Origin of the sequence: uncultured Tateyamaria sp. (assembly GCF_947504105.1) — a bacterium.
GTDB lineage: Bacteria > Pseudomonadota > Alphaproteobacteria > Rhodobacterales > Rhodobacteraceae > Tateyamaria.
In genome coordinates, this window is the sequence record NZ_CANNGP010000001.1 from 217,677 (window position 1) to 238,509 (window position 20,833).

A 20,833-nucleotide genomic window follows, 5' to 3' on the forward strand; every position below is an offset into this window, starting at 1 on the left:
ACGCAAAATCCGAAAGAAAATTCCTGTGGCTTGCAGCCAACTGACAAGTTAATGTCAGTTGGCCAACCTTAAACCCGGCGCATCACCGCTCGAACACAGGAGATATCGATGCGCACATCTATGACCACCCTCTTTGCACCTGCCATTGCCCACGCAACCGCAGGAGAAGGCACAGCCGGCGCTCAGCCTGTCGCCGAAATCGTAACATTCCGGCTGGTCGACGGCACCGATCCGGCGTCTTTCATCTCTGCCGCAGATGGCATGGGCCCCTTTCTGCGCAGCACCGGCGCAATGATCACACGCACACTGTCGTCTGACGAAAACGGTCTCTGGACGGACCATATCACCTGGACATCCCTCGAAGCAGCCAAAACGGCTGCAAACGAAATGTTCCAGCGGCCCGAAGCGCAGCCCGTCATGTCGATGATCGATCATGACAGCATCGACATGCGCCACGCCCCCATTTATTTGCAACAGGAGTAGCATGCGCCGCACCGACCGCCTTTTTGACATCATCCAGATCCTGCGCGACGGCAAGTTGCACAAGGCGCAGGAGATCGCGGATGTCTGCGAGGTGTCGGTGCGCACCATCTACCGCGACATGGACACGCTGGTGGCCTCCGGCGTGCCCGTGCAGGGTGAACGCGGCGTGGGCTACATGATCACCGAAGCGATCAGCCTGCCGCCGCTCACCCTCACGACCGAAGAGCTTGAGGCGCTGAACCTCGGCATGGCGATTGTGGCAGAAGCGGCGGATGACACGCTCAAATCCGCGGCGCGCACGCTGGCTGACAAGATCGACGCCGTTCTGCCCGAACGGACCGTGGCCGAAGCCGACAAGTGGAAGTTTGCAGTCTACCCCTTTGCCGACGCAGTGCGTGGCTTTGCCCAGATGCCCACGCTACGCGCCGCGATCCGTGCCAAGCAGAAGCTGAAGCTAACCTATAACTCCAAAGGCGACCGGATCAGCACCCGCACCATCCGCCCATTGCACATGGAATACTGGGGCCGCGTGTGGACACTGACCTCGTGGTGCGAGCTACGCGAAGACTTCCGCGTCTTCCGCGTTGACCTGATCCAGTCGGCCGAGGCACTGCCGGAAATGTTCGTGGATGAACCTGGCAAACGCCTGTCAGATTACGACCCGAACCTGTGACGCACGCCACCAGATTTTTCTCAGAAAAATCTCAACCGCGCACCGGCAGGAACACTTCGATGGCCGCGACAGCCATCACGGCGACGTCGTCAGCCACAGGCACATCCAGCCCACCCTGCTCTGCGACCACATCGACAGACCCATAGGGCAGCAAACCTGCGATCACATCCACATCCACGGCCTCGGGACGTGGCACAGCCACATGCACCACAATGCGCATCGTCTCGCGGTCCACACCCAATGTGCCAAAGATCGGCAAGGACGCGCCCTGCAGCGCCTGCTCCACCGCGCGCTTCGCCGCCTTCGTGTCATCACGGCCATGCAGGTCCACGCCCTGCGCCATCTCGATGATCAATCGTTGCTCAGGCATTTGGAACCTCCACCGACACGATCAACGCGGCCTGTGCCATCACCGTCGGATTTCCCGTGCCTTCGGGCCGCGCAACGTCAAGGCCCCCCTGTTCAACCACGAACGAGGTCTCGCCATAAGGAAACACGTCGGCCAGCACAGCCGTGTCCACCAGCTCCGGCTTGGCGCACCCGATATGCACCTTGATCCGCATATCCTCTTTGCCAACGCCCATGTATTCGGCCAAGTTGATCGAATTGCGCCACAACGCCGCGCGCACAGCCCGCGCCGCCGCCTCGGTATAGCTGCCCCGGCGCAGGGACGTGCCCAGGCCGAACTCCACAATCATCGGCCCGCTCATTCCGCCGCCTCCGCACTTGGAAATACATAGCATTTGTCGCGCCGGACGCGCAGCCACATCACGGTATCGGGTTGCGGCAGAAACACGCCCGGCACGGTGCTCTTGATCTGGGCAACCCCGTCATCCAGACGAAACTCCACAAGGCTCTCATTGCCCATGAACCGCGCCCGCACCACATGGGCCCGCGCCGCCGTCCCCTCCGTCGCTGTCGGACTGGGACCAATCCCCGCTCGGTCGAAGTCGATCTTCACATGCTGAGGGCGAAAAACGATATCCACCTGCGTGCCATCCGCCACACCCGGGGCCAAGAAGTGACCAAAGGGCGTTATCGCCAAGGCCCCTTCCACAACGGACCGCAACCTGTTGGCATCGCTGAAAAATGCAACAGACGCGCGGTCCACTGGACGGGTATAAACATTATACGGTGCACCCTGCTGCACGATATGACCATCCCGCATCAGGGCAATCTCATCGGCCATGCGCATGGCCTCTTCCGGCTCATGCGTGACCAACAAAACGCCGGTATCCTCTTCCTTGAGGATCGCCAAAGTCTCGTCCCGAATACCGTCGCGCAACCGATTGTCGAGGCCGGAAAACGGCTCGTCCATCAGCATGATGCGCGGACGCGGCGCCAAAGCACGGGCCAATGCGATGCGCTGCTGCTCGCCCCCCGACAACTGGTGCGGATACATGTCGATGAAGCGCGACATGCGCACCCGCTCCAACATCTCCACCACACGCGCGCGCTTTTCGTCACGACTGCCCGACAGGCCATAGGCGATATTGCCCTCAACGCTCAGATGCGGGAAAAGGGCAAAGTCCTGAAACATCAAGCCAATCTCGCGCCGTTCAGGCGGCACACGAAACCGCGTGTCACAGATCAGCTTGCCATCGACATAGATCTCACCCGAATCCTGCATCTCGACCCCGGCAATCATGCGCAGGGTCGTCGACTTGCCACACCCGGAGGGTCCCAACAGGCACGTCACCTGCCCAGGCTGGATCGACAGGCTCACCCCATCGACCACACGCCGCCCTCCAAAGCTGCGCACAAGATTGCGAATTTCCAGCCGAGGTGCAGTCACGGCGTCCCCATACCCGATCAAAACAGTCGGGACGTATCAGTCCCGGCGCGCGCCCGCAAGCACTGCCGCAAAGCCGGCGACCAGAACGAAAACACAAATCACCAGCAATTGCTCGTACTTATGGCCTTCCGGTAAGACGGAAGAAAAGACAGGCCACGCGCGCCCGAAATAGGCCAAGGCCCCAAGCATGGCAGCGGCAAAGGCGGCCAGGTAAGACCACGTCGGCACGCGCAGGCCCATGACCAGACCCACGATCAGCACCGGTGTCAGGAACATTGATGCCGTGCCACTGACGGCCACGGCATCAAACAGCGTTGCATTGCCCCAAAGGGTCAATACTGCGCCCAACACCATGAACACGACCATTACGACCCGCCCGGCCATCAGCGTACGCGGGACCAGCGCCAACTCCTCAACCACCAACCGGGTCGCAGAGGACAAGGCTGAATCCAGCGTCGACAGCGCCGACACAAGCAGCGACAGCATCAAAAGGGCAAAGACCCACACCGGGAACATCACACCCCACGTTCCAATCAGCTCGCTCTCATACTCTGCTCCAACAAGGCTTGCCTGAATGCCAAAGAACCCGAACCCGATGATGCAGAACGTGGATAGCCAAAACGCATGCAGGAACGACCGACGTGTCGTCTCCTCATCCGCGATGAACCCCCGGTCCATCATCACTGGATCATGGGCGGGATAGGAAAACACCTGCAGCGCCGCAACCACCAGCAACACCCAGCCGTTCCAGGCTCCCGCCGTCCCCGGAGCGGTCAGCACTGCACCCAACGAAAAGCCCGGGCTCAGCACGAGATACAGCAAGGCAACACCAAAAACGCCAAGGAAGACGGACATCTGAAGCACGTCGGTGCGCAGGGCCGCGCTCAATCCGCCCCACGCGGAATAGGCAAGCCCGACCACGGCCACGATCAGGATCGCCCAAGTGTCACTGCCCTCGATCACGGCACTGGCAATCAACCCGACAACCAGCAGATTGGCAAATACTTCGGACAGCAGACGCAGGGCGATAACCATGTTATAGGCTCCGGTCCCGCGCACTCCGAACCGTTCCTGCAACCAGTCCTGCACAGAAGCTGCGCCACGCGCGCGCAAGCGGGCCACGATGAAACCACCAGTCAGGAAGCTGCCATAGTAGGCCGCGTAAGCCAGCGTACCTGCAATGCCGTAGAAATAGCCAAGGATCGCGGCATTCATCAAACTGCGAGCAAAAATCCACGTGGTGACCTGGCTTAGCACCAGAACCCACAGCCCCGGGGCTTGCCCCGCCACCTGGCCCGCATAAAACCCCTCGATCGACACGCGGCGCGGCGCCGCCACCACGCTTGCCCCGATCAAAACAACGAACAGGGCAAGTGGGGTCATGTAAGGGCCTTTCGGTGTGTGTTTACCGGCACCTAACAGGCGCGATCGGGCCCATCCAGCCCGCCTGACATATTTGTGAACCGCTCGGTTCCCCATGTGATCCCGGCGGGTCCCGCTTCCGTCACGCCGCATCCCCTGGAACAGGTAGCTGTCGAGTCGAAGACGTCCTAGCGCGCTTGTAGTTAGAGACAGAAAAGAGCCCAAATTACGGTATTTGGGCCCATGCCAATGTCTGCTCTCGCTGTTTAACGGAAGCCGAGGTTTCGGCAACTTCCCGCAGGTGCAAGGGCGAACGTGCGCTACCCCGCCTGTCGGCCAATTGAAAGGTACCGACACGGGTGCGACACTTTTTGGCGTTGGGGGTGAATGCCATGTCTGACTATCAGCGCCGTTTTGAAGCGGCAAAGAGCGAACTCGACGAAGCGGGGGTTTGGCCGTCCAATGCGGTCCCACCCTACATTCGGTTTCTGCGTATGTTGGGTTTGAAACCTGTGCTGCCTCACTACAGCCCCCTCTGGCGTAGCTTCTTGGGCCAGAGTTCTTTCTTCATCATATCGATTGTGGTGATATCGACTTTGCCGGGCGGCATACCTGAGGGTAGATCCACAACCGAATTCTGGACGACAACGGTTTTGATAGGATCGGTGTTGGGTGCCATCATGTTGGCCTACTATGCCTTTACACGCCGGAAAAATACCTTGAGCCGCTGGGCAGACCTGTAAACGGATAGGGTGCGAGGAGAGCAGTTCCAAAGCTTGCTTATGTCGGAGCAGTTAAGGTCTGCTTAGCAATGCTCTGAAGACTCATGGCACGCTTTGCTTTCTCGCGTGCCCGTCAATACAATGCAGCGCGTGTCTGTTCGAGCCCCAGGGCCGTAGTGACGGTTGCAGCGAATGGCCACTCGTAAGGTATTGGGGCTTAACTGACCAACACAGCCGCTTCCGAATACAAGTCATCAAAGCTTGAAATCACGCGGTCTGGTTCAAATTTCTCAACGCGAATATCGGAATAGCCTAAATCCATCGCAACAACCGGGATGCCTGCGTTCTGAGCCGTGAGAACATCGGTGTGGGTGTCGCCGACCATGACTGCCTGTTTTGTTCGACCGCCCGCCATTTCAACTGTCCAGATTAAATGTCTTGGATCAGGTTTCTTGAATTCAAAGCTATCGACGCCGGTTACGGCAGCAAAGAGACCATTGAATTCAATGGGCTTAGCAGCTTGTTTGCTTGCCCAATTGGCTTATTCGTACAAACAGCCAACCTTTGCTGTGGATGGTCTCAAGAGAAGCTTGAACGCTCGGATATAGCCTCGTTTCAACTGCAATGTTTTGATCATAGTCTTTGACCGTGGCTGCAAAGAGGTCTTCCAAATGGCTTCGTTCGAGTTGTCTGTCACTCGTCGTAAATGCATGCGCGATCATGGCACGCAACCCACCTTTTCCAGTCAGATAAGCAATGTCTGAAGGTTTGAAAGGAGACAACTCACTTCGTTCAAGCGTCCGGTTCAAAGCTGAGACGAGATCATGAATGGTATCCGCCAGCGTGCCATCGAGGTCAAAAACAATGGTTGGTTGAACTGTCACGCAACGTATCCAGACTTGAAGCTTCGAGGTAATTGGGACGATAAAGACAGCTTGTTGCCGTTGCCATAGCAGACATCCAGATCGGCATAGAGGAAGCCAGCTTCGTCGGCACAGGGGCATAAGGGCTGACATGCATGGTATATGGACCAAATTATGGACGGCGCAGTTGAATCACCGGGGTCGGTGGGTGGGCGATTTTGCAAAGCAAAGAGTGCACCAACCGACCCTAAACAATGCCGAAAGATGCCTCCGCCCGATCGACCCCGTTCACCTGCACAACCAACCCATGCGCACCGGGGTGCAACTCGAAGGTCGTCGCATTGGCCTTCAGCTTGTGGACCTTCTTCAACAACAGCGGTTTGCCAGGCTTCACCTCCGCCACCTTCAGTTTGAATACCTTCTCGCCGGATCGCCCACCGGGCCGCGCAAAGCGAATGCGGTAGTCCACCAGCACGGGCGTCGCCTCCGCCCCTTCCATTGTGACGGTAAACTCAAGTGCATCGCCCAAGGATACCTGCGGCGTGGCGACATCAACAGACACTGACAGATCAGCATCCCCGCGATATCCCAGCATCTCCATCGCGCCGGGATGCCCGTCCTTGATCAGCGTCCGCAGCGCATGACGGCGCATCCAAGCATGCTCCTTGGTGTCCTGCGTCGCCTTTGCCTCCCACGCCATCAACCGCTCCAGCACCGCAGTCGGATCGGACTTGGCCACATCGTTCAGGTGGTTGGCCACGGAACGGGTGACAAACCGCGTCGGGTCCGCATGCAACCGGTCCAAAAGGGGCAAGGTCTGATCCAACGTCAATTCGACCTTCCGCGCCCAGGGCAGCTTGGGCCGCGTGCCTTCACTGACCAACCGACGCACGTGATAATTGTCGTCCCCTGCCCACGTCATCAGCCGCGCCAAGGTCTCGTCCGGCCACCGGTTCAGAAAGACACGGATATAGAACTCCATCGAAAACCGCTGGGTCGCTTCGTAGAGCAGGTCCAGTGCCTGCTCACGGTGGTTCTCCAACCCGTGCCGAACCGTCAGAACGCCCGGCACCGCATGAATAAAGCGACCGAAGTCGTCGTCGCGTAGTGTCGGGTCCAGCCGCGGCGGCATCGCCGCCTGCAACTGATCTGCCATGGCAGGAAAGTCAGCGGCCAGATGCGGCTCGAGACAATCGGCGAACCAGTCCAGACACTCCATCAGCGATCGCTCGGCGATCCCCGACAAGGCGTCGGCGTGAAAAGCATCGCGATCAAATCCGGGCACCGCACCCGCAAACTCATCCGCCAAATCTCCCAGACTGTCCGCATTGAACAGCTGATCTTTCAAAGAAAAGGTCGCAGGTGCCTTGGCCATCAGATCGTTGCCACCGTCGCCCCACCGTCGAGCAACAGGTTCTGCCCCACAATAAAGCCCGCATGTTGCGAACACAGGAACGCACAGGCGGCACCAAACTCTTCACGCGTGCCATAGCGGCCCGCCGGGATGGTGGCCGCGCGCTCGGCCCGCGCTTCCTCCAGCGTGATGCCCTTGGCCGCGACTACGCCACCGTCCAGCGCATCCGCGCGGTCGGTAGCATGAATGCCGGGCAGCAGGTTGTTGATGGTCACACCCTTGTTTGCCACCTGTCGCGACGTGCCCGCAACATAGCCCGTCAGACCGGCACGGGCCGAGTTTGACAGTCCCAGCACGGGAATCGGTGCCTTCACCGATTGCGAGGTGATGTTAACGACCCGACCCCAGCCGCGATCCATCATGCCGGGCACCAGTGCCTTGATCAGAGAAATAGGGGCCAGCATGTTGGCATCCAATGCCTTAATGAAATCCTCGCGGTCCCAGTCATGCCACATGCCGGGGGGCGGACCGCCGGCATTGTTGACCAGTATGTCGGCATCCCCCGCCGTGGCGATCAAGGCAGCCTGCCCCTCCGCCGTGGTCACATCAGCGGCGACCGTCCGAACATCGATCCCATGGGCCGCACGAATAGCCTCTGCCGACGCGTCCAGCGCCTCTGCCCCACGGGCGTTCATCACCAGGTGCACACCGGCCGCCGCCAGCGCTTCGGCACAGCCCAGGCCCAACCCTTTGGACGAGGCGCACACAACCGCCCGCTTGCCCGCAATTCCCAGATCCATGATCGCTCTCCCTGTCTGTTTTCAACCCAACAGGTAACGGGACGATCACCAATGTGCCAGTAAAACACCAAAACGTTGACCGACCCGTACCACAATTCTATTTAAGTGTTTCGTCTATTACCCCGAGTACCCAAACAGATGACGAAGATTGCCCAAACGCCCGCGCAAAGCGTGCCCGTCTTCCGGGCGGAAAGCTTTGTGGTCAGCGAAGGTGCCAACCTGGGCGACCCGCTGGCTTGTGCAGACGACATGCTGCTCGATGATGTCTATGCGCTGACGCCATCAGCTCAGCCCGCTCGACTGTCGACCCATGCCGGCAACCCGGCTCATCTGACCGTGGCTGAGGGAAGCGGATGCGGCACACCCGGTGCGGCCATCCACCTCGACTGCGCACTCACACTCATGTCCCCCGACGGTCAAATCACCGACGCGATCGTGCTGGTCGAAGTGGACGCAGCCGGCAACATCGACCAAGTCTACCTGCTGCCGCTCGCCAGGCTCGATGCTCGAACTGGTTACGCGCTTGTGGGCATTGAACGGGACGAGGCACGCAGCAAATTCGCGCATCTCACCTGTGCCCGGTTCACACGCGGCACGCACATAACCATGGCCTCTGGCGCCCAGAAACCCATCGAAGATCTCATGGTCGGCGACCGCGTGCTGACGCGCAACGACGGCGTGCAAGAGGTGCGGTGGATCGGCCAATCCACGGTCCGCGCGACCGGCGACTTCGCCCCCATTTGCATTCGCGCCGGTACATTGAATAACGACCGCGACCTGATCGTATCGCCCGACCACCGGTTGTTCATCTACCAACGCAAGGATCGGCTGGGCGCCGGTCGCGCCGAACTCTTGGTCAAGGCTCGGCATCTCGTGAATGACGACAGCGTGACAGTGCAGGATGGTGGGTTCGTGGACTATTTCGAGCTGCTCTTCGACACCCACCAGATCATATATGCCGAAGGGATTGCGGCGGAATCGATGCTGATCGACACGCGAACGATGCCGGTCGTACCCGAGGAAGTGTCCTCGCGCCTGACAGCGCATACGGACGCGGGCCTGTCCGGCCTCGACGTTACGGAAACACTTCTGGACCGACCGGACGCAACCGAGCTGCTGCGCCGCGCCTCCATGCGCTGAAATCCGCCGCCGGTTGAAGCATATCAAGGCAAGCTAGGACAGCAATCTCCAAATCAGAAGCAAGCATCTGAAACGGAGACATCAATGACCAAGCTGACCTCGATCCTTGTTGCCACCGACCTGTCGATCCGCTCGGATCGGGCCGTGCGACGAGCTGCGCAAATCGCGCGCGAACACGGAGCGGCATTGACGGTTCTGACAGTGCTGGACGATGCGATGCCCGAAGATATGATCGACACGCTGCACACCAAAGCGCGGGCCACGCTGGACCGTTTCATAGCGGCAGTCTGTGACGGAGTGAATGTCATCATCAAGGCAGAACCGGGCGATCCCAGCGCCAACATCCTTCATGCATGCAACGAAGACGTGGATCTGCTTGTCATGGGCACGCACCGCCAACGCCCGTTTCTGGATGCCGTACGCGAGACGACGATGCTGCGGATCGTGCGGCGCACGTCCACACCCGTGTTGCTGGTAACCGACCGGGTCGACCACTCCTATAACACGATCCTTGCGGCCTGCGACTTCTCTCCGGCCTGCAGCGGCGCGATGCGAATGGCGCACGCACTGGCCCCCTTGGCCACGATTCACCCCGTACACGCGCTGCACATCCCCTACTCAGGCATGCTGTCACAAACCAGGGCAGCCGCCGACGCAATCGAAACCTCGTTCCGGCGAGAGGCAGAAAGCGCCTCCAAGGCATGGATGCGGACGGAAGACTTGCCAACCGCGCAGATGGCACAGCTCGAAATACTGCCCGGCATCCCCTACCCGATCCTGCGGCGCAAAGTGGACAGCGGAGACGTGGACCTGATTGCGATCGGGGCACACGGGAGGGTCGGCGCAGCGCGCAGCCTGCTTGGCTCACTTGCCACGGACCTGATGCGAGATCCGCTCTGCGATGTGCTGATCGCAAGACCTTAAGATGGGTTCAGCCGACACGAACAGATTGCGCTCGTAACAGGGCAAGCCCGGCGCACAAAGGGCGAGAGACAGTGCACAGCAAGGGCTCTCGCACAATTCTTTTGAACAATACGTCCAAGGTGAAATTCACACCGCGTAGAAAAACTCTTCCCGCGCGATCTTGCCATCCGCAACTGTATACAGCGCCACCTCTTTCATGTCTGTGACCTCACCGCTTTCCTTGTGCTTGGCCTTCAGCTCAAAGATCACGGCGAAACGGTCGTCAGGGTGCAGCATCGCGTCCGAAACCGAGGCATCCAAAACCTCGAACGTCGTCTCCCACCATTCATGCTTGCCCCGGATCGCCGGAATACCCTGAACTTCGCGGCCCATTCCATTGTCCATGGCCTCGACCGAAACAGCGTCAGCTGCATAAAGCGTGTCCAGATTGGCGGCCGCCGTGTTGGTGCGACAGCATTCAACCAATTTGTCTGCGATTTCATTCAGTGTCATGGCGGTGTCCTTCCTTGGTTTGATGATCCAAGCTTACGCCTCTCCACTGACAATTTCTGTCATGATGCCCTAGGTGATCCCCATTTCCGCACTCTGCTCTTTCAGCCAGCGGTTCAACGCAGTCATCTCCGGTGACATCCGCGGCATCGGATCATCTTCGATAAAGGCCGTGATCTACCCACCCATCAGCGCGGACCAATAGATGCGCAAAACATCGTTCATCCGCTAGGAATAATTTGGGCCCAGCTTGCGGAACCATTTTACCATATCCGCGTCCTGTAGAATGGTGCCCCCCATCTTGTGTGGCTTCACATCACCAAAGCTGTCGAGCCCGTTCCACGCCGCAGAGATGGACTTTCGATATGCTTGTACCGCATCTCACCCTGATGACGGTCCAGCGTTACCATCAGGTCAAGCCGGGCATCGCATTGGCCCTGGTGCATGGCGCCGGCTGCTGTATGTAATCTGCGCTCGAGGCCAAACTGTTACCAAAGCGTTAACGCGTCTTGAGCCATGCGCGCGTTTGGGGTGCACGGAGGTGTAAGGATGCTGCACGGGGGGTAACACCCTGCTGCTGACCCCAACAAGGCCGCGCTTGCCCCGGTTTAAGACCCCGGATATACGGCGCTCATGCTGGATAACCGCCCTGAATTGCCCCCCGAAATCGCCCGTCGCCGCACCTTTGCGATCATCTCGCACCCCGACGCGGGCAAGACGACATTGACCGAAAAATTCCTGCTGTTCGGTGGTGCCATCCAGATGGCCGGACAGGTCCGGGCCAAAGGCGAAGCCCGACGCACCCGTTCGGACTTCATGGCGATGGAGAAGGACCGCGGTATTTCCGTCTCGGCGTCGGCAATGTCATTTGATTTCAAAGAGTTCCGGTTCAATCTCGTGGACACACCCGGCCACTCCGACTTCTCGGAAGACACCTATCGCACCCTGACGGCCGTGGATGCAGCGATCATGGTGATCGACGGGGCCAAGGGTGTCGAAAGCCAGACACAAAAGCTGTTTGAAGTATGCCGCCTGCGCGATCTACCGATCCTGACCTTCTGCAATAAGATGGACCGAGAAAGTCGCGACGTCTTTGAGATCATTGACGAAATTCAGGAAAACCTTGCGATCGACGTAACGCCCGCCTCTTGGCCCATCGGCGTCGGCCGCGACTTTATCGGCTGCTACGATATTTTGCGCGACAGGTTGGAACTGATGGACCGCGCCGACCGCAACAAGGTCACAGAGAGCATTGAGATCAACGGCCTCGATGACCCCAAACTGGCAGAACACGTGCCCGAGGCGCAGCTGAACCAGCTGCGGGAAGAGCTTGAAATGGCACGCGAATTGCTGCCGCCGCTGAATACCGAAGCGATGCTGCAGGGCACGCTGACGCCCATTTGGTTCGGCTCCGCCATCAACTCGTTCGGCGTCAAGGAACTGATGGAGGGAATCGCGAATTACGGACCTGAACCCCAAGTGCAGTCTGCCCAACCACGTCAAATTTCACCCGAAGAAACAAAGGTTTCCGGCTTTGTCTTCAAAGTACAGGCCAACATGGACCCCAAGCATCGCGACCGGGTCGCGTTCCTGCGCATGGCGTCGGGCCACTTCAAAAGGGGCATGAAACTGACCCATGTACGGTCCAAGAAACCCATGGCGATCTCGAACCCGGTGATGTTCCTGGCATCCGACCGTGAACTGGCGGAAGAGGCTTGGGCCGGCGACATCATCGGCATTCCAAACCACGGTCAACTGCGCATCGGTGACACGTTAACCGAAGGTGAAGCTTTGCGCGTTACAGGTATTCCCAGCTTTGCCCCGGAACTGTTGCAAGGCGTTCGCGCTGGTGATCCGTTGAAAGCAAAGCATCTGGAAAAGGCGTTAATGCAGTTTGCAGAGGAAGGGACGGCCAAGGTTTTCAAACCGTCTATCGGTTCGGGCTTTATCGTCGGCGTGGTTGGTGCACTGCAATTCGAAGTGCTCGCCAGCCGGATCGAGCTGGAATACGGGCTGCCCGTGCGGTTCGAACAATCACAATTCACCTCTGCCCGCTGGGTGAGCGGCGACAAACAAGCCATTGATAAATTTACGGAAAGCAACAAACAGCATATCAGCCACGACCATGATGGAGACATCGTGTACTTGACCCGCCTGCAATGGGACATCGACCGCGTCGCCCGCGATTACCCGGATGTCACGCTCAGCGCGACCAAGGAAATGATGGTCTGAAGGCATGGGTATCGATGACACTTCCATCTATCACGGTGGATATGCCGGACTGATGAAATTTCTTGAGAAGCGGCAACGCCCTTTTCAAAACGCAGCGAACCTTGTGCCGCCCGCTGACACGGACCTAAAGGCTCTGTGGGACACCAAGGTACCGGCAACAACGCTCGAGTTTTCCGATACGCCGCGTCATGATGTACGTCGCAAGTATCTGGAATTGCAGATGGAATTCGAAGGTGCGCCACAGATACTGCATCTTCATGCGCTGCTGATCGCAATGTCCCGCCGCGACAGCCCACCCGCCGACGCGATGCCTCTGTTTTTCCGCATGTGGCGCGAGGAAGGTCAGGCGCTGGCCATGGCCCTGAATGTGCGTTGGCTGATTTCGACCGCCACCACCTTTGCCGACTGTGGCGAAACCGGCGATCAGCGGGCACTTGGCATGGGGCTGTCCACCCTGTTTGATCTGGTCAAACTGCATGACAGTGAACGCCGGTCGACTGGCAAGCCAGGGCATGAGAAAGCGAAATTTGTGCGCTACAAACGGCGTCCTCCACTGGGGCTCGGCATGCCGCCCTATTCGATCGAAAACGGGGATGTCGACAGGGTGTTGTTGGCACGGCTTTGGCAACTTTCAGAGCGTGATACCACGATACGTCCGCTCGCCGTACGGATGTTGCGTCTGATCATGGAAGACGAGGCGACCATCTTCGCACGTATGCAGGCATACAAGGCCAAAGAATGACTTGGGGGCTGTCCGCAACCATCCTTGCACCCGCAGCAGACATCCTGCGCTTTGCAGCATATCACATCGAACAGGGCGCCCACCGCCTCTATATTTACCTTGATGACGACAATCAGGCGGTGTGTCCCCCCCTAAAACAGCACCCGAAGGTGCGGGTTCAGATATGCGATACCGCACACTGGAAAAGGCTGTGCGGGCAACGCCCAGTTAAACACCAAGTGCGCCAAACCATGAATGCAACGCACGCTTATGATCGGCGCGCTGAGGTTGATTGGCTCATCCACATGGACGCCGATGAGTTTCTCGTGGCGGACCGGTCAATCTCAAAACATTTGGAAGGTCTGAACAGTACCCAGCCTCATGCCCGCGCCCGGCCCATGGAATTGCTGGGCGGATCGGAAACAGCATTCAAGGCGTTCCTGCCGCCGGGCCCAAGTCGGGCAAAGACCGTGCGTGCGACCTACCCCACATTCGGCCCGTATCTGACCGGCGGGTTCCTGAGCCACGTTGCCGGCAAGCTCTTTGTACGGACTGGTCTGCCGGACATCCAGATCCGTATCCACAATGCATTTCAAGCGGGCCAAATACTTCCAAACCCGGTCGAATTGCCCGAGATCGCGCTTGCGCATTGTCATGCAAAGTCCTGGGAGGCTTGGCGTAACACATACGCCTACCGGCTCGAAAAAGGATCCTACCGCGCCGAACTCAAGCCAGCTATGGCAGCCGAAAGCGGGGGAATCACACTACATGAGGTGTTCAACCATCTGGAAGCAAGCGAGGGCGAAGATGGCCTGCGTGCGTTTTACGACGAGGTGATCGGCGACAGCCCCGACATGCGCGCGCGATTGCAAGCACACGGCCTTCTGCGCGAGGTCGATTTGAACCTCGACACCCTGATGGCCAAGCATTTCCCCGACGCCGCAGTTTGACGTCAAGCAGCGCCTTTGCTATGGACGCGCAGCATGTTGGGGCACGGTGCCCCCTTTGGGCCGCTCCGGCTAACATCATCATACGCCGCGGGCCAAGTCAGTGTCCGCAACCAACGGACATACATGACAAAATTTTCTGATCTGAACCTGAATCCCAAGGTGCTGAAAGCCATCGATGAAGCTGGCTATGAAACGCCAACCCCAATTCAGGCAGGTGCGATTCCCGCCGCCTTGGATGGGCGTGATGTTCTGGGGATCGCCCAGACCGGCACCGGCAAAACCGCCAGCTTCACCCTACCCCTGATCACCGCGCTGGCCCGTGGCCGCGCCCGCGCTCGGATGCCGCGCAGCCTTGTGCTGTGCCCGACACGCGAACTGGCGGCACAGGTGGCCGAAAACTTTGACACCTACGCCAAACATGTGAAGTTGACCAAGGCGCTGCTGATCGGTGGCGTTAGCTTCAAGGAACAGGACCTGCTGATCGACAAGGGTGTCGACGTGCTGATTGCAACCCCCGGCCGCCTGCTGGACCATTTCGAACGCGGCAAGCTGATCCTGAACGACGTGAAGGTCATGGTCGTGGACGAAGCAGACCGGATGCTGGACATGGGTTTCATCCCTGACATCGAACGCATCTTTGGCCTGACGCCTTTTACCCGCCAGACGCTGTTCTTCTCCGCCACCATGGCCCCCGAGATCGAGCGCATCACCAACACCTTCCTGTCGAACCCGGAACGTATCGAAGTAGCCCGTCAGGCCACGGCATCCGAGACGATCGAACAGGGCGTTGTCATGTTCAAAGGCTCGCGCAAAGACCGTGAGGCATCCGAAAAGCGCAAGGTTCTGCGCGGCCTGATCGATGCCGAAGGCGAAAAGCTGACCAATGCGATCATCTTCTGCAACCGCAAGACAGATGTGGATATCGTCGCCAAGTCTTTGAAAAAATACAAATATGATACGGCCCCGATCCACGGTGATCTGGATCAGTCACAACGGACCCGCACACTGGATGGCTTCCGCAACGGTGAGCTGCGTATCCTTGTGGCATCGGACGTGGCGGCCCGTGGCCTTGATGTGCCGTCGGTGAGCCACGTGTTCAACTTCGATGTCCCCGGCCACCCCGAGGACTATGTTCACCGCATCGGCCGGACCGGCCGCGCCGGGCGGGCGGGCAAGGCGATTACCATATGCGTGCCTCGCGATGAAAAGCAGTTCGACGCGGTCGAGAAGCTGATCCAGAAGGAAATCCCGCGCCTCGACAACCCGGTGAAGCCGTCCAAACCTGCGGCAACAGAAAAAACCGACGCAGAAGAAAAACCAAAGTCGACACGCAGCCGGTCGTCACGGTCAAAGTCGGAGCCGAAAACCGAAACACCTGTCGAAGCGATAACCGAAACCAAGGCAGAAACGCCGCGCGAGGACACCACTTCGAAATCGCGCAGCCGCTCATCCTCCAGCCGCAGCCGGTCGTCCCGCGATGATCGTGGTGGCAACAGAGTTGTTGGATTGGGTGATCACACGCCCAGTTTCATTGGCCTGAGCTTTGAAGAGCGTATGGCGAGCTGACCATCGCATTCTTATGAAGAAAAAGGCGGGCCTTGGCCCGCCTTTTTTGATTCAGTGCATACGGCTGATTACAACCGTCACTTCCGGCTTCTTGCCGATCTCGTCCTGTGCCGACTTGCGCACGATCCGCCGCAACGCTTCGGTCAGGCTATCATCGTCACGCAAGGTCTTGGCATCTGCCCGTCCCAGAAACTGGCTCAGGTCTTCTTCCAGCACCTCAACCAGCGCGGCCTTGCTGCGACCGGTCTCAGACAGGCCCATCAGTTCACACCATGGCTCACCCAGCGGTTCATCCTCTTCATCCAGGATCAGCGTGACCAGCACATGCCCGTTCAGCGCCATACGAATGCGGTCACGCACCACCCCATCCAGTGCACCGATCTGCACAGAGCCATCCAGGTACGTACGACCCGTTTCGATGTATTCCGCAACCTTCGGGGCGTTGCCGCTCAGGTCAATCATCATACCGTTGACCGCCAGTACACCGGTGCGTCCCTTGCCTTCGGTCAATTTGACATGTTCCCGCAAATGACGGTGTTCACCGTGCATGGGCACTACGATCTGTGGGTTCACGATGTCCTGCAGGCGTTCAAGATCAGGCCGATTGGCGTGGCCTGACACGTGGTACAGGCCAGACGAGTCATCCACCACATCCACGCCCTTTTCAGACAGCTGGTTAATGATGCGGATCACACCACGCTCGTTGCCCGGAATGGTCTTGGATGAAAACAGGAACAGATCGCCCTCTTTCAGCTCCAACCCCATGTACTTGCCATTCGCCAGTTGGGCCGACGCCGCACGCCGTTCGCCCTGACTGCCGGTGACAAGCAACATCAGGTTTTCACGCGGAATGCTCTTGGCATCTTCCGGGCTGACAACCGACGGAAAGTCGGTCAGTACACCCGTTTCAATCGACGCCTCAATCATCCGGCGCATGGCACGCCCCAACAGAACAATGGATCGCCCTGCCCGTTCACCTGCCTCGGCCAGTGTTTTGACGCGCGCAACGTTCGACGCAAACGTCGTGGCGACCACGATCCCCGAGGTGTGGCCACGCACCAGCTTTTCGATCTCGGGCCCTACTGAAATCTCGGACCGTCCGGGATGCGGTGAAAAAATGTTGGTCGAGTCACAGACCAGCGCCTTGACCCCATCCTTGCTAACCTCAGCCCACAGGTCCGGATCAAAAGGCTCTCCGACAACGGGTGTCGGGTCCAGTTTGAAATCACCGGAATGGATCACGCGCCCCTCGGGGCTGTCGATGATCAGCGCAGCACTTTCGGGGATCGAGTGGGATATTGGCAGAAAACCAACCTTGAACGGTCCCGCCTGCACCCGATCCGGCCACCCTGCGACCACCTGAACCGCATCCTCCGGATGCCCATGCTCATCCATTTTTCGCCGCGCGATGTTGGCCGTGAACGGCCGTGCATAGATCGGTGCGCCAAGCTGGCCATAGGTATGCGCAACGGCCCCGATGTGGTCCTCGTGGGCGTGCGTGACAAAGATACCATCGATGCGATCCTTCCGCTCAGCCAACCAGGTGATGTCGGGCAGGATCAGGTCCACACCGGGCGTGCTGTCCATATCCGGAAAGGTCACGCCCAGATCGACCACGATCAGCCGCTCGGCATCTTCGGGGCCATAGCCATAGACATAGGCATTCATGCCAATTTCACCCGCTCCCCCAAGGGGCAGGTAGATTAAACGTTCACTGCTCATTGCTTTAGTTGTTTTCCTTGTTAAAGCGATGGATGACCGTCAGGCCATGCATCGTCAAATCGTCTTGAAAGTCGTCAAACAGTTTTTCTGTTTGCTGAAACAGGGGGGCCAGCCCCCCTGTCGAGATCACGCGCATCTCGCGGGCGCGCTCCGCTTTAATCCGGGCACATATCTCACGAACAAGGCCCACGTAACCCCAAAAGACGCCAGACTGCATACAGGCCACGGTGTTCGTGCCCACAACGGCCTGCGGCTTGGTAATATCGACATGTGGCAGAGCTGCCGCTGCACTATGTAGGGCCTCAAGGCTCAAGTTCACACCGGGTGCGATAACCCCACCGACATAGGCACCGTCGGAGGCCACGACGTCAAAGGTGGTCGCGGTCCCAAAATCCACAACGATCAGGTCGCCGCCACAGCGATCATAGGCACCCGCCGTATTCACCAGACGGTCGGGGCCAATCTGCGTGCCCTCATCCACCCGTGGCTGCGCAGGCAGCAGGCAGTCGGGTTTACCGACCACATAAGGACGGCAATTGAAATAGCGGTCGCACAGGACGCGCAGGTTAAAGACAACCCGCGGCACTGTAGACGACACAATGACATCCGTGATCTCAACATCCAGCTTCTGGAACTCCATCAGGGTCGACAACCAGACATAGTATTGATCCGCGGTACGCTGCCACTCGGTCGAGGTGCGCCAGGTGGCAAGGAACTGCGTCCCGTCCCAGATCGAGAAGACTGTGTTTGTGTTGCCGCAATCGATGGTTAGAAGCATCGTATGCCCCTTTTCAGAAATAGACGTCGCCCGCCGGGATGGTGATCCGACCCTTGGCCGTCTCTAGAACAAGTTGACCATCGCGGTCCACGTCCATGAAAGTACCGACATGTGTGTCGCGCGTCGTGCGGGCCGTGATAACCTCGCCCATTTTGGCCGCATGCGCGCGCCAAGCGGTGCGGATCGGGTCAAACCCATAAGTTCGGAATTGGTCTTCGTAACGCGCGTAGGCAGCCGCTAGCAAGTCCAGGAAGCTTTCCGGCGAGATATCCGCTCCGAGCGTCGGCTTGAGCGCCACAGGCGGCAGCGCCCCTTCTTCTACCTGAGATGCGTCAGGCGCTGCAGCAAGGTTTACGCCCACCCCAATTGCCAAATGAGTGACCCGCGCACCACTGCCAACGCTCTCCAGCAGGATACCGGCCACTTTGCCGCCACGCAGTAGCACATCATTGGGCCACTTGAGCGCGAACACATCCTCTCGCCCCGTGGCAGCAACGAACGCATCGCGCAGGGCCAGAGACATGACAAAAGACCGCAAGGCAGCCTGCCCTGGCACCTCGTCCAACGGCGACACCAACGTACCAGCAAAGTTGCCGGCCGGCATCGCCCAAGTCCGACCGCGACGCCCACGCGCTGCAGTTTGCTCCAGCGCCAAAAGCCACTCCGGTCCCGCCAGATCGGATGCGATACGCGCCGCTTCGCTCAGGGTTGAATCCACCGACGGCAGTACGCGCCGCCCATATCCTGAGGGCCAAGCGGTCATGACTTCCCTGTTTCCAAAAAATCCTCCCCGAAGGGCCGGTGTGTCAAAGGCGCCCTAGTTCACCAAGGTCAGCGCAGCGGCCACCGCAGCCCCTTCAACGCCAAACATATTGATGATCCCGAGCACCATAACAGCAGCCGACCCCATCAGCATCGCCCAAAGGATCGGGGATTTGCCGCCGTTCAGACGCTCTTCGTCCGCTTCTCCAAAGTACATGTAGAAGACGATGCGCAGGTAATAGTAGGCACCAATCACTGACGCGATCACCCCCGCAACGGCCAGCCATGCCAGCCCACCTTCATAGGCCGCACGCAGGACGTAGAGTTTGCCAAAGAAGCCAAGCATGGGTGGGACACCAGCAAGCGAGAACAGCAGAACCAGCATCGCCAACGCCTTGCCAGGCTCACGCTTGGAATACATTTTGAGCGAGTCGATCTCGACCACAGGCTGGCCGTCCTTCTCCATCATCAGGATGAAGGCAAAGGTGCCCACGTTCATCGTCACGTAGATTGCCATGTAGACCAGCATCGCCTGCACACCCAGCACGGTGCCCGCCGCCAACCCCATGAGGGCATAGCCCATATGGGCAATGGACGAGAAGGCCATCAGCCGCTTGATATTGGTCTGGCCGATAGCGGCAAAGGCCCCAAGGAACATAGACAGCACAGACAACAGCGCCATCACCTGCTGCCAATCGGCCACCGCGCCGCCAAAGGCGTCATGCATCACCCGGGCAAACAACGCCATGGCTGTCATCTTGGGAGCCGTTGCAAAGAACGCTGTAACCGGTGTGGGCGATCCCTCGTAAACGTCCGGTGTCCACATGTGGAAGGGCACAGCTGAGACCTTGAACGCGAAACCCGCCATCAGGAAGACGAGACCAAAGAGCAGGCCAAGCGACACGCCTTCCTCCGCCACCTGCACGATGCCCGAGAACAGCGTGGTGCCCGCATAGCCATAGACCAGCGATGCACCGTAGAGCAGCAAACCCGACGATAACGCACCGAGCACAAAATACTTTAGACCTGCCTCGGTCGACTTCACGCTGTCGCGGCGCAACGAAGCCACAACGTAGAGCGCAAGAGACTGAAGCTCGAGGCCCATGTAGAGCGCCATCAGGTCACCTGCCGATACCATGGTCATCATGCCGACCACAGCAAGCACCACCAGCATCGGGTATTCAAAGCGCAGCAACCCGCGCTGCGACATGTAACCTTCGCTCATCAACAGGACTGCGGCGGCGGACACAAGAATCGTGACCTTGGCAAAGCGCGAGAACGCGTCATCAACGAACATGCCGCCAAAGGCGACATTCGTCCCCTCGCCCGCAAACCCGATCCAAGCCGCAACGGCCAGGAACACGGTTGATGTCGCCCAAAGCAAGGGCGACGCGAGGCCATCCTTGGACGTGTAAACCGCCCCGATGAGACCCAGCATGGCAAAGACGCTCAGCAGGATCTCGGGCAGGATGATGGTCAGATCAGCAGACATATAAA

General features: G+C 59.0%; 23 protein-coding genes. 9 read left to right on the plus strand and 14 right to left on the minus strand.

Annotated features, from left to right (window positions below; genetic code table 11):
• Positions 1 to 108: 108 nt before the first annotated feature.
• Positions 109 to 483, plus strand: coding sequence for a hypothetical protein (locus tag Q1A75_RS01065; protein ID WP_299591714.1), 375 nt, complete (start codon positions 109 to 111; stop codon positions 481 to 483).
• Between the two features lies 1 nt (position 484).
• Positions 485 to 1,156 (plus strand): YafY family protein, encoded by a 672-nt coding sequence (locus Q1A75_RS01070; protein ID WP_299591712.1) that lies wholly within the window; start codon positions 485 to 487, stop codon positions 1,154 to 1,156.
• Between the two features lie 31 nt (positions 1,157 to 1,187).
• Here Q1A75_RS01070 and Q1A75_RS01075 read toward each other — a convergent pair whose 3' ends face one another.
• The 4 genes from Q1A75_RS01075 to Q1A75_RS01090 are packed head-to-tail and all read right to left on the minus strand — an operon-like array spanning position 1,188 to position 4,334.
• On the minus strand, positions 1,188 to 1,526 hold the full coding sequence (locus tag Q1A75_RS01075) for a Lin0512 family protein (protein ID WP_299591710.1): 339 nt from the start codon (positions 1,524 to 1,526) through the stop codon (positions 1,188 to 1,190).
• Positions 1,519 to 1,866 (minus strand): Lin0512 family protein, encoded by a 348-nt coding sequence (locus Q1A75_RS01080; RefSeq protein ID WP_299591708.1) that lies wholly within the window; start codon positions 1,864 to 1,866, stop codon positions 1,519 to 1,521. Before Q1A75_RS01080 ends, Q1A75_RS01075 begins: the two co-directional genes overlap by 8 nt.
• Entirely contained in the window at positions 1,863 to 2,951 is a 1,089-nt protein-coding gene (locus Q1A75_RS01085; RefSeq protein WP_299591706.1) for an ABC transporter ATP-binding protein, read from the minus strand. The genes Q1A75_RS01080 and Q1A75_RS01085 overlap by 4 nt, the downstream gene beginning before the upstream one ends.
• 36 nt (positions 2,952 to 2,987) lie before the next feature.
• Positions 2,988 to 4,334: a sodium:proline symporter gene (locus Q1A75_RS01090; RefSeq protein ID WP_299591704.1), complete on the minus strand. Its 1,347-nt coding sequence runs from the start codon at positions 4,332 to 4,334 to the stop codon at positions 2,988 to 2,990.
• Positions 4,335 to 4,705: 371 nt separating this feature from the next.
• Between Q1A75_RS01090 and Q1A75_RS01095 the strand changes: the two genes are divergently transcribed.
• Entirely contained in the window at positions 4,706 to 5,056 is a 351-nt protein-coding gene (locus tag Q1A75_RS01095) for a DUF6404 family protein (RefSeq protein ID WP_299638582.1), read from the plus strand.
• Between the two features lie 196 nt (positions 5,057 to 5,252).
• Here the strand turns inward: Q1A75_RS01095 and Q1A75_RS01100 are convergent, their stop codons facing one another.
• The 4 genes from Q1A75_RS01100 to Q1A75_RS01115 form a co-directional block, all read right to left on the minus strand.
• Entirely contained in the window at positions 5,253 to 5,543 is a 291-nt protein-coding gene (locus Q1A75_RS01100; RefSeq protein WP_299591789.1) for an HAD hydrolase-like protein, read from the minus strand.
• Positions 5,544 to 5,547: 4 nt separating this feature from the next.
• Positions 5,548 to 5,919, minus strand: a complete 372-nt coding sequence (locus Q1A75_RS01105; protein ID WP_299591700.1) for an HAD hydrolase-like protein — start codon at positions 5,917 to 5,919, stop codon at positions 5,548 to 5,550.
• Between the two features lie 226 nt (positions 5,920 to 6,145).
• Positions 6,146 to 7,273, minus strand: a complete 1,128-nt coding sequence (locus Q1A75_RS01110; RefSeq protein ID WP_299591698.1) for a DNA alkylation repair protein — start codon at positions 7,271 to 7,273, stop codon at positions 6,146 to 6,148.
• The gene (locus Q1A75_RS01115; protein ID WP_299591696.1) at positions 7,273 to 8,052 is read right to left on the minus strand and encodes an SDR family oxidoreductase; all 780 of its coding nucleotides are present in this window, start codon (positions 8,050 to 8,052) and stop codon (positions 7,273 to 7,275) included. The genes Q1A75_RS01110 and Q1A75_RS01115 overlap by 1 nt, the downstream gene beginning before the upstream one ends.
• Before the next feature lie 138 nt (positions 8,053 to 8,190).
• Between Q1A75_RS01115 and Q1A75_RS01120 the strand changes: the two genes are divergently transcribed.
• Both Q1A75_RS01120 and Q1A75_RS01125 read left to right on the plus strand, forming a co-directional pair.
• On the plus strand, positions 8,191 to 9,192 hold the full coding sequence (locus Q1A75_RS01120; RefSeq protein ID WP_299591694.1) for a Hint domain-containing protein: 1,002 nt from the start codon (positions 8,191 to 8,193) through the stop codon (positions 9,190 to 9,192).
• Positions 9,193 to 9,276: 84 nt separating this feature from the next.
• Entirely contained in the window at positions 9,277 to 10,116 is an 840-nt protein-coding gene (locus Q1A75_RS01125) for a universal stress protein (protein WP_299591693.1), read from the plus strand.
• Between the two features lie 126 nt (positions 10,117 to 10,242).
• Here the strand turns inward: Q1A75_RS01125 and Q1A75_RS01130 are convergent, their stop codons facing one another.
• Positions 10,243 to 10,608, minus strand: coding sequence for a nuclear transport factor 2 family protein (locus tag Q1A75_RS01130; protein WP_299591691.1), 366 nt, complete (start codon positions 10,606 to 10,608; stop codon positions 10,243 to 10,245).
• 308 nt (positions 10,609 to 10,916) lie between these two features.
• Entirely contained in the window at positions 10,917 to 11,051 is a 135-nt protein-coding gene (locus Q1A75_RS01135) for a hypothetical protein (RefSeq protein ID WP_299638589.1), read from the minus strand.
• 187 nt (positions 11,052 to 11,238) lie between these two features.
• Here Q1A75_RS01135 and Q1A75_RS01140 point away from each other — a divergent pair, with 187 nt between their 5' ends.
• The 4 genes from Q1A75_RS01140 to Q1A75_RS01155 all read left to right on the plus strand — a co-directional run bounded on the left by Q1A75_RS01140 (position 11,239) and on the right by Q1A75_RS01155 (position 16,074).
• A complete protein-coding gene (locus Q1A75_RS01140) occupies positions 11,239 to 12,837 on the plus strand; it encodes a peptide chain release factor 3 (protein WP_299591689.1) in 1,599 nt (532 codons plus the stop codon).
• Positions 12,838 to 12,841: 4 nt separating this feature from the next.
• Positions 12,842 to 13,579 carry a hypothetical protein gene (locus Q1A75_RS01145; protein WP_299591687.1) on the plus strand — a complete coding sequence of 246 codons (738 nt, stop codon included), beginning with the start codon at positions 12,842 to 12,844 and terminating at the stop codon, positions 13,577 to 13,579.
• Complete coding sequence (locus Q1A75_RS01150) at positions 13,576 to 14,508, plus strand: glycosyltransferase family 2 protein (RefSeq protein WP_299591685.1); 933 nt, start codon at positions 13,576 to 13,578, stop codon at positions 14,506 to 14,508. Before Q1A75_RS01145 ends, Q1A75_RS01150 begins: the two co-directional genes overlap by 4 nt.
• Before the next feature lie 123 nt (positions 14,509 to 14,631).
• Positions 14,632 to 16,074, plus strand: a complete 1,443-nt coding sequence (locus Q1A75_RS01155; RefSeq protein ID WP_299591682.1) for a DEAD/DEAH box helicase — start codon at positions 14,632 to 14,634, stop codon at positions 16,072 to 16,074.
• A gap of 51 nt (positions 16,075 to 16,125) precedes the next feature.
• Here Q1A75_RS01155 and Q1A75_RS01160 read toward each other — a convergent pair whose 3' ends face one another.
• The 4 genes from Q1A75_RS01160 to nuoN are packed head-to-tail and all read right to left on the minus strand — an operon-like array spanning position 16,126 to position 20,828.
• Positions 16,126 to 17,796, minus strand: coding sequence for a ribonuclease J (locus tag Q1A75_RS01160; RefSeq protein WP_299591679.1), 1,671 nt, complete (start codon positions 17,794 to 17,796; stop codon positions 16,126 to 16,128).
• 4 nt (positions 17,797 to 17,800) lie between these two features.
• A complete protein-coding gene (locus Q1A75_RS01165; RefSeq protein WP_299591677.1) occupies positions 17,801 to 18,574 on the minus strand; it encodes a type III pantothenate kinase in 774 nt (257 codons plus the stop codon).
• A 13-nt stretch (positions 18,575 to 18,587) separates the two neighbouring features.
• On the minus strand, positions 18,588 to 19,337 hold the full coding sequence (locus tag Q1A75_RS01170; protein ID WP_299591674.1) for a biotin--[acetyl-CoA-carboxylase] ligase: 750 nt from the start codon (positions 19,335 to 19,337) through the stop codon (positions 18,588 to 18,590).
• Positions 19,338 to 19,391: 54 nt separating this feature from the next.
• On the minus strand, positions 19,392 to 20,828 hold the full coding sequence (gene nuoN, locus Q1A75_RS01175) for an NADH-quinone oxidoreductase subunit NuoN (RefSeq protein WP_299591671.1): 1,437 nt from the start codon (positions 20,826 to 20,828) through the stop codon (positions 19,392 to 19,394).
• Positions 20,829 to 20,833: the final 5 nt, after the last annotated feature.

Bases quoted from the DNA above. Each gene is read 5' to 3' on its own strand.
- Q1A75_RS01170 (WP_299591674.1), bottom strand. From the start codon at position 19,337: ATGACCGCTTGGCCCTCAGGATATGGGCGGCGCGTACTGCCGTCGGTG.
- Q1A75_RS01145 (WP_299591687.1), top strand. From the start codon at position 12,842: ATGGGTATCGATGACACTTCCATCTATCACGGTGGATATGCCGGACTG.
- Q1A75_RS01080 (WP_299591708.1), bottom strand. From the start codon at position 1,866: ATGAGCGGGCCGATGATTGTGGAGTTCGGCCTGGGCACGTCCCTGCGC.
- Q1A75_RS01160 (WP_299591679.1), bottom strand. From the start codon at position 17,796: ATGAGCAGTGAACGTTTAATCTACCTGCCCCTTGGGGGAGCGGGTGAA.
- Q1A75_RS01110 (WP_299591698.1), bottom strand. From the start codon at position 7,273: ATGGCCAAGGCACCTGCGACCTTTTCTTTGAAAGATCAGCTGTTCAAT.
- Q1A75_RS01155 (WP_299591682.1), top strand. From the start codon at position 14,632: ATGACAAAATTTTCTGATCTGAACCTGAATCCCAAGGTGCTGAAAGCC.
- Q1A75_RS01165 (WP_299591677.1), bottom strand. From the start codon at position 18,574: ATGCTTCTAACCATCGATTGCGGCAACACAAACACAGTCTTCTCGATC.
- Q1A75_RS01125 (WP_299591693.1), top strand. From the start codon at position 9,277: ATGACCAAGCTGACCTCGATCCTTGTTGCCACCGACCTGTCGATCCGC.
- Q1A75_RS01115 (WP_299591696.1), bottom strand. From the start codon at position 8,052: ATGGATCTGGGAATTGCGGGCAAGCGGGCGGTTGTGTGCGCCTCGTCC.
- nuoN (WP_299591671.1), bottom strand. From the start codon at position 20,828: ATGTCTGCTGATCTGACCATCATCCTGCCCGAGATCCTGCTGAGCGTC.
- Q1A75_RS01070 (WP_299591712.1), top strand. From the start codon at position 485: ATGCGCCGCACCGACCGCCTTTTTGACATCATCCAGATCCTGCGCGAC.
- Q1A75_RS01140 (WP_299591689.1), top strand. From the start codon at position 11,239: ATGCTGGATAACCGCCCTGAATTGCCCCCCGAAATCGCCCGTCGCCGC.
- Q1A75_RS01075 (WP_299591710.1), bottom strand. From the start codon at position 1,526: ATGCCTGAGCAACGATTGATCATCGAGATGGCGCAGGGCGTGGACCTG.
- Q1A75_RS01065 (WP_299591714.1), top strand. From the start codon at position 109: ATGCGCACATCTATGACCACCCTCTTTGCACCTGCCATTGCCCACGCA.
- Q1A75_RS01130 (WP_299591691.1), bottom strand. From the start codon at position 10,608: ATGACACTGAATGAAATCGCAGACAAATTGGTTGAATGCTGTCGCACC.
- Q1A75_RS01120 (WP_299591694.1), top strand. From the start codon at position 8,191: ATGACGAAGATTGCCCAAACGCCCGCGCAAAGCGTGCCCGTCTTCCGG.
- Q1A75_RS01090 (WP_299591704.1), bottom strand. From the start codon at position 4,334: ATGACCCCACTTGCCCTGTTCGTTGTTTTGATCGGGGCAAGCGTGGTG.
- Q1A75_RS01150 (WP_299591685.1), top strand. From the start codon at position 13,576: ATGACTTGGGGGCTGTCCGCAACCATCCTTGCACCCGCAGCAGACATC.
- Q1A75_RS01135 (WP_299638589.1), bottom strand. From the start codon at position 11,051: ATGCACCAGGGCCAATGCGATGCCCGGCTTGACCTGATGGTAACGCTG.
- Q1A75_RS01095 (WP_299638582.1), top strand. From the start codon at position 4,706: ATGTCTGACTATCAGCGCCGTTTTGAAGCGGCAAAGAGCGAACTCGAC.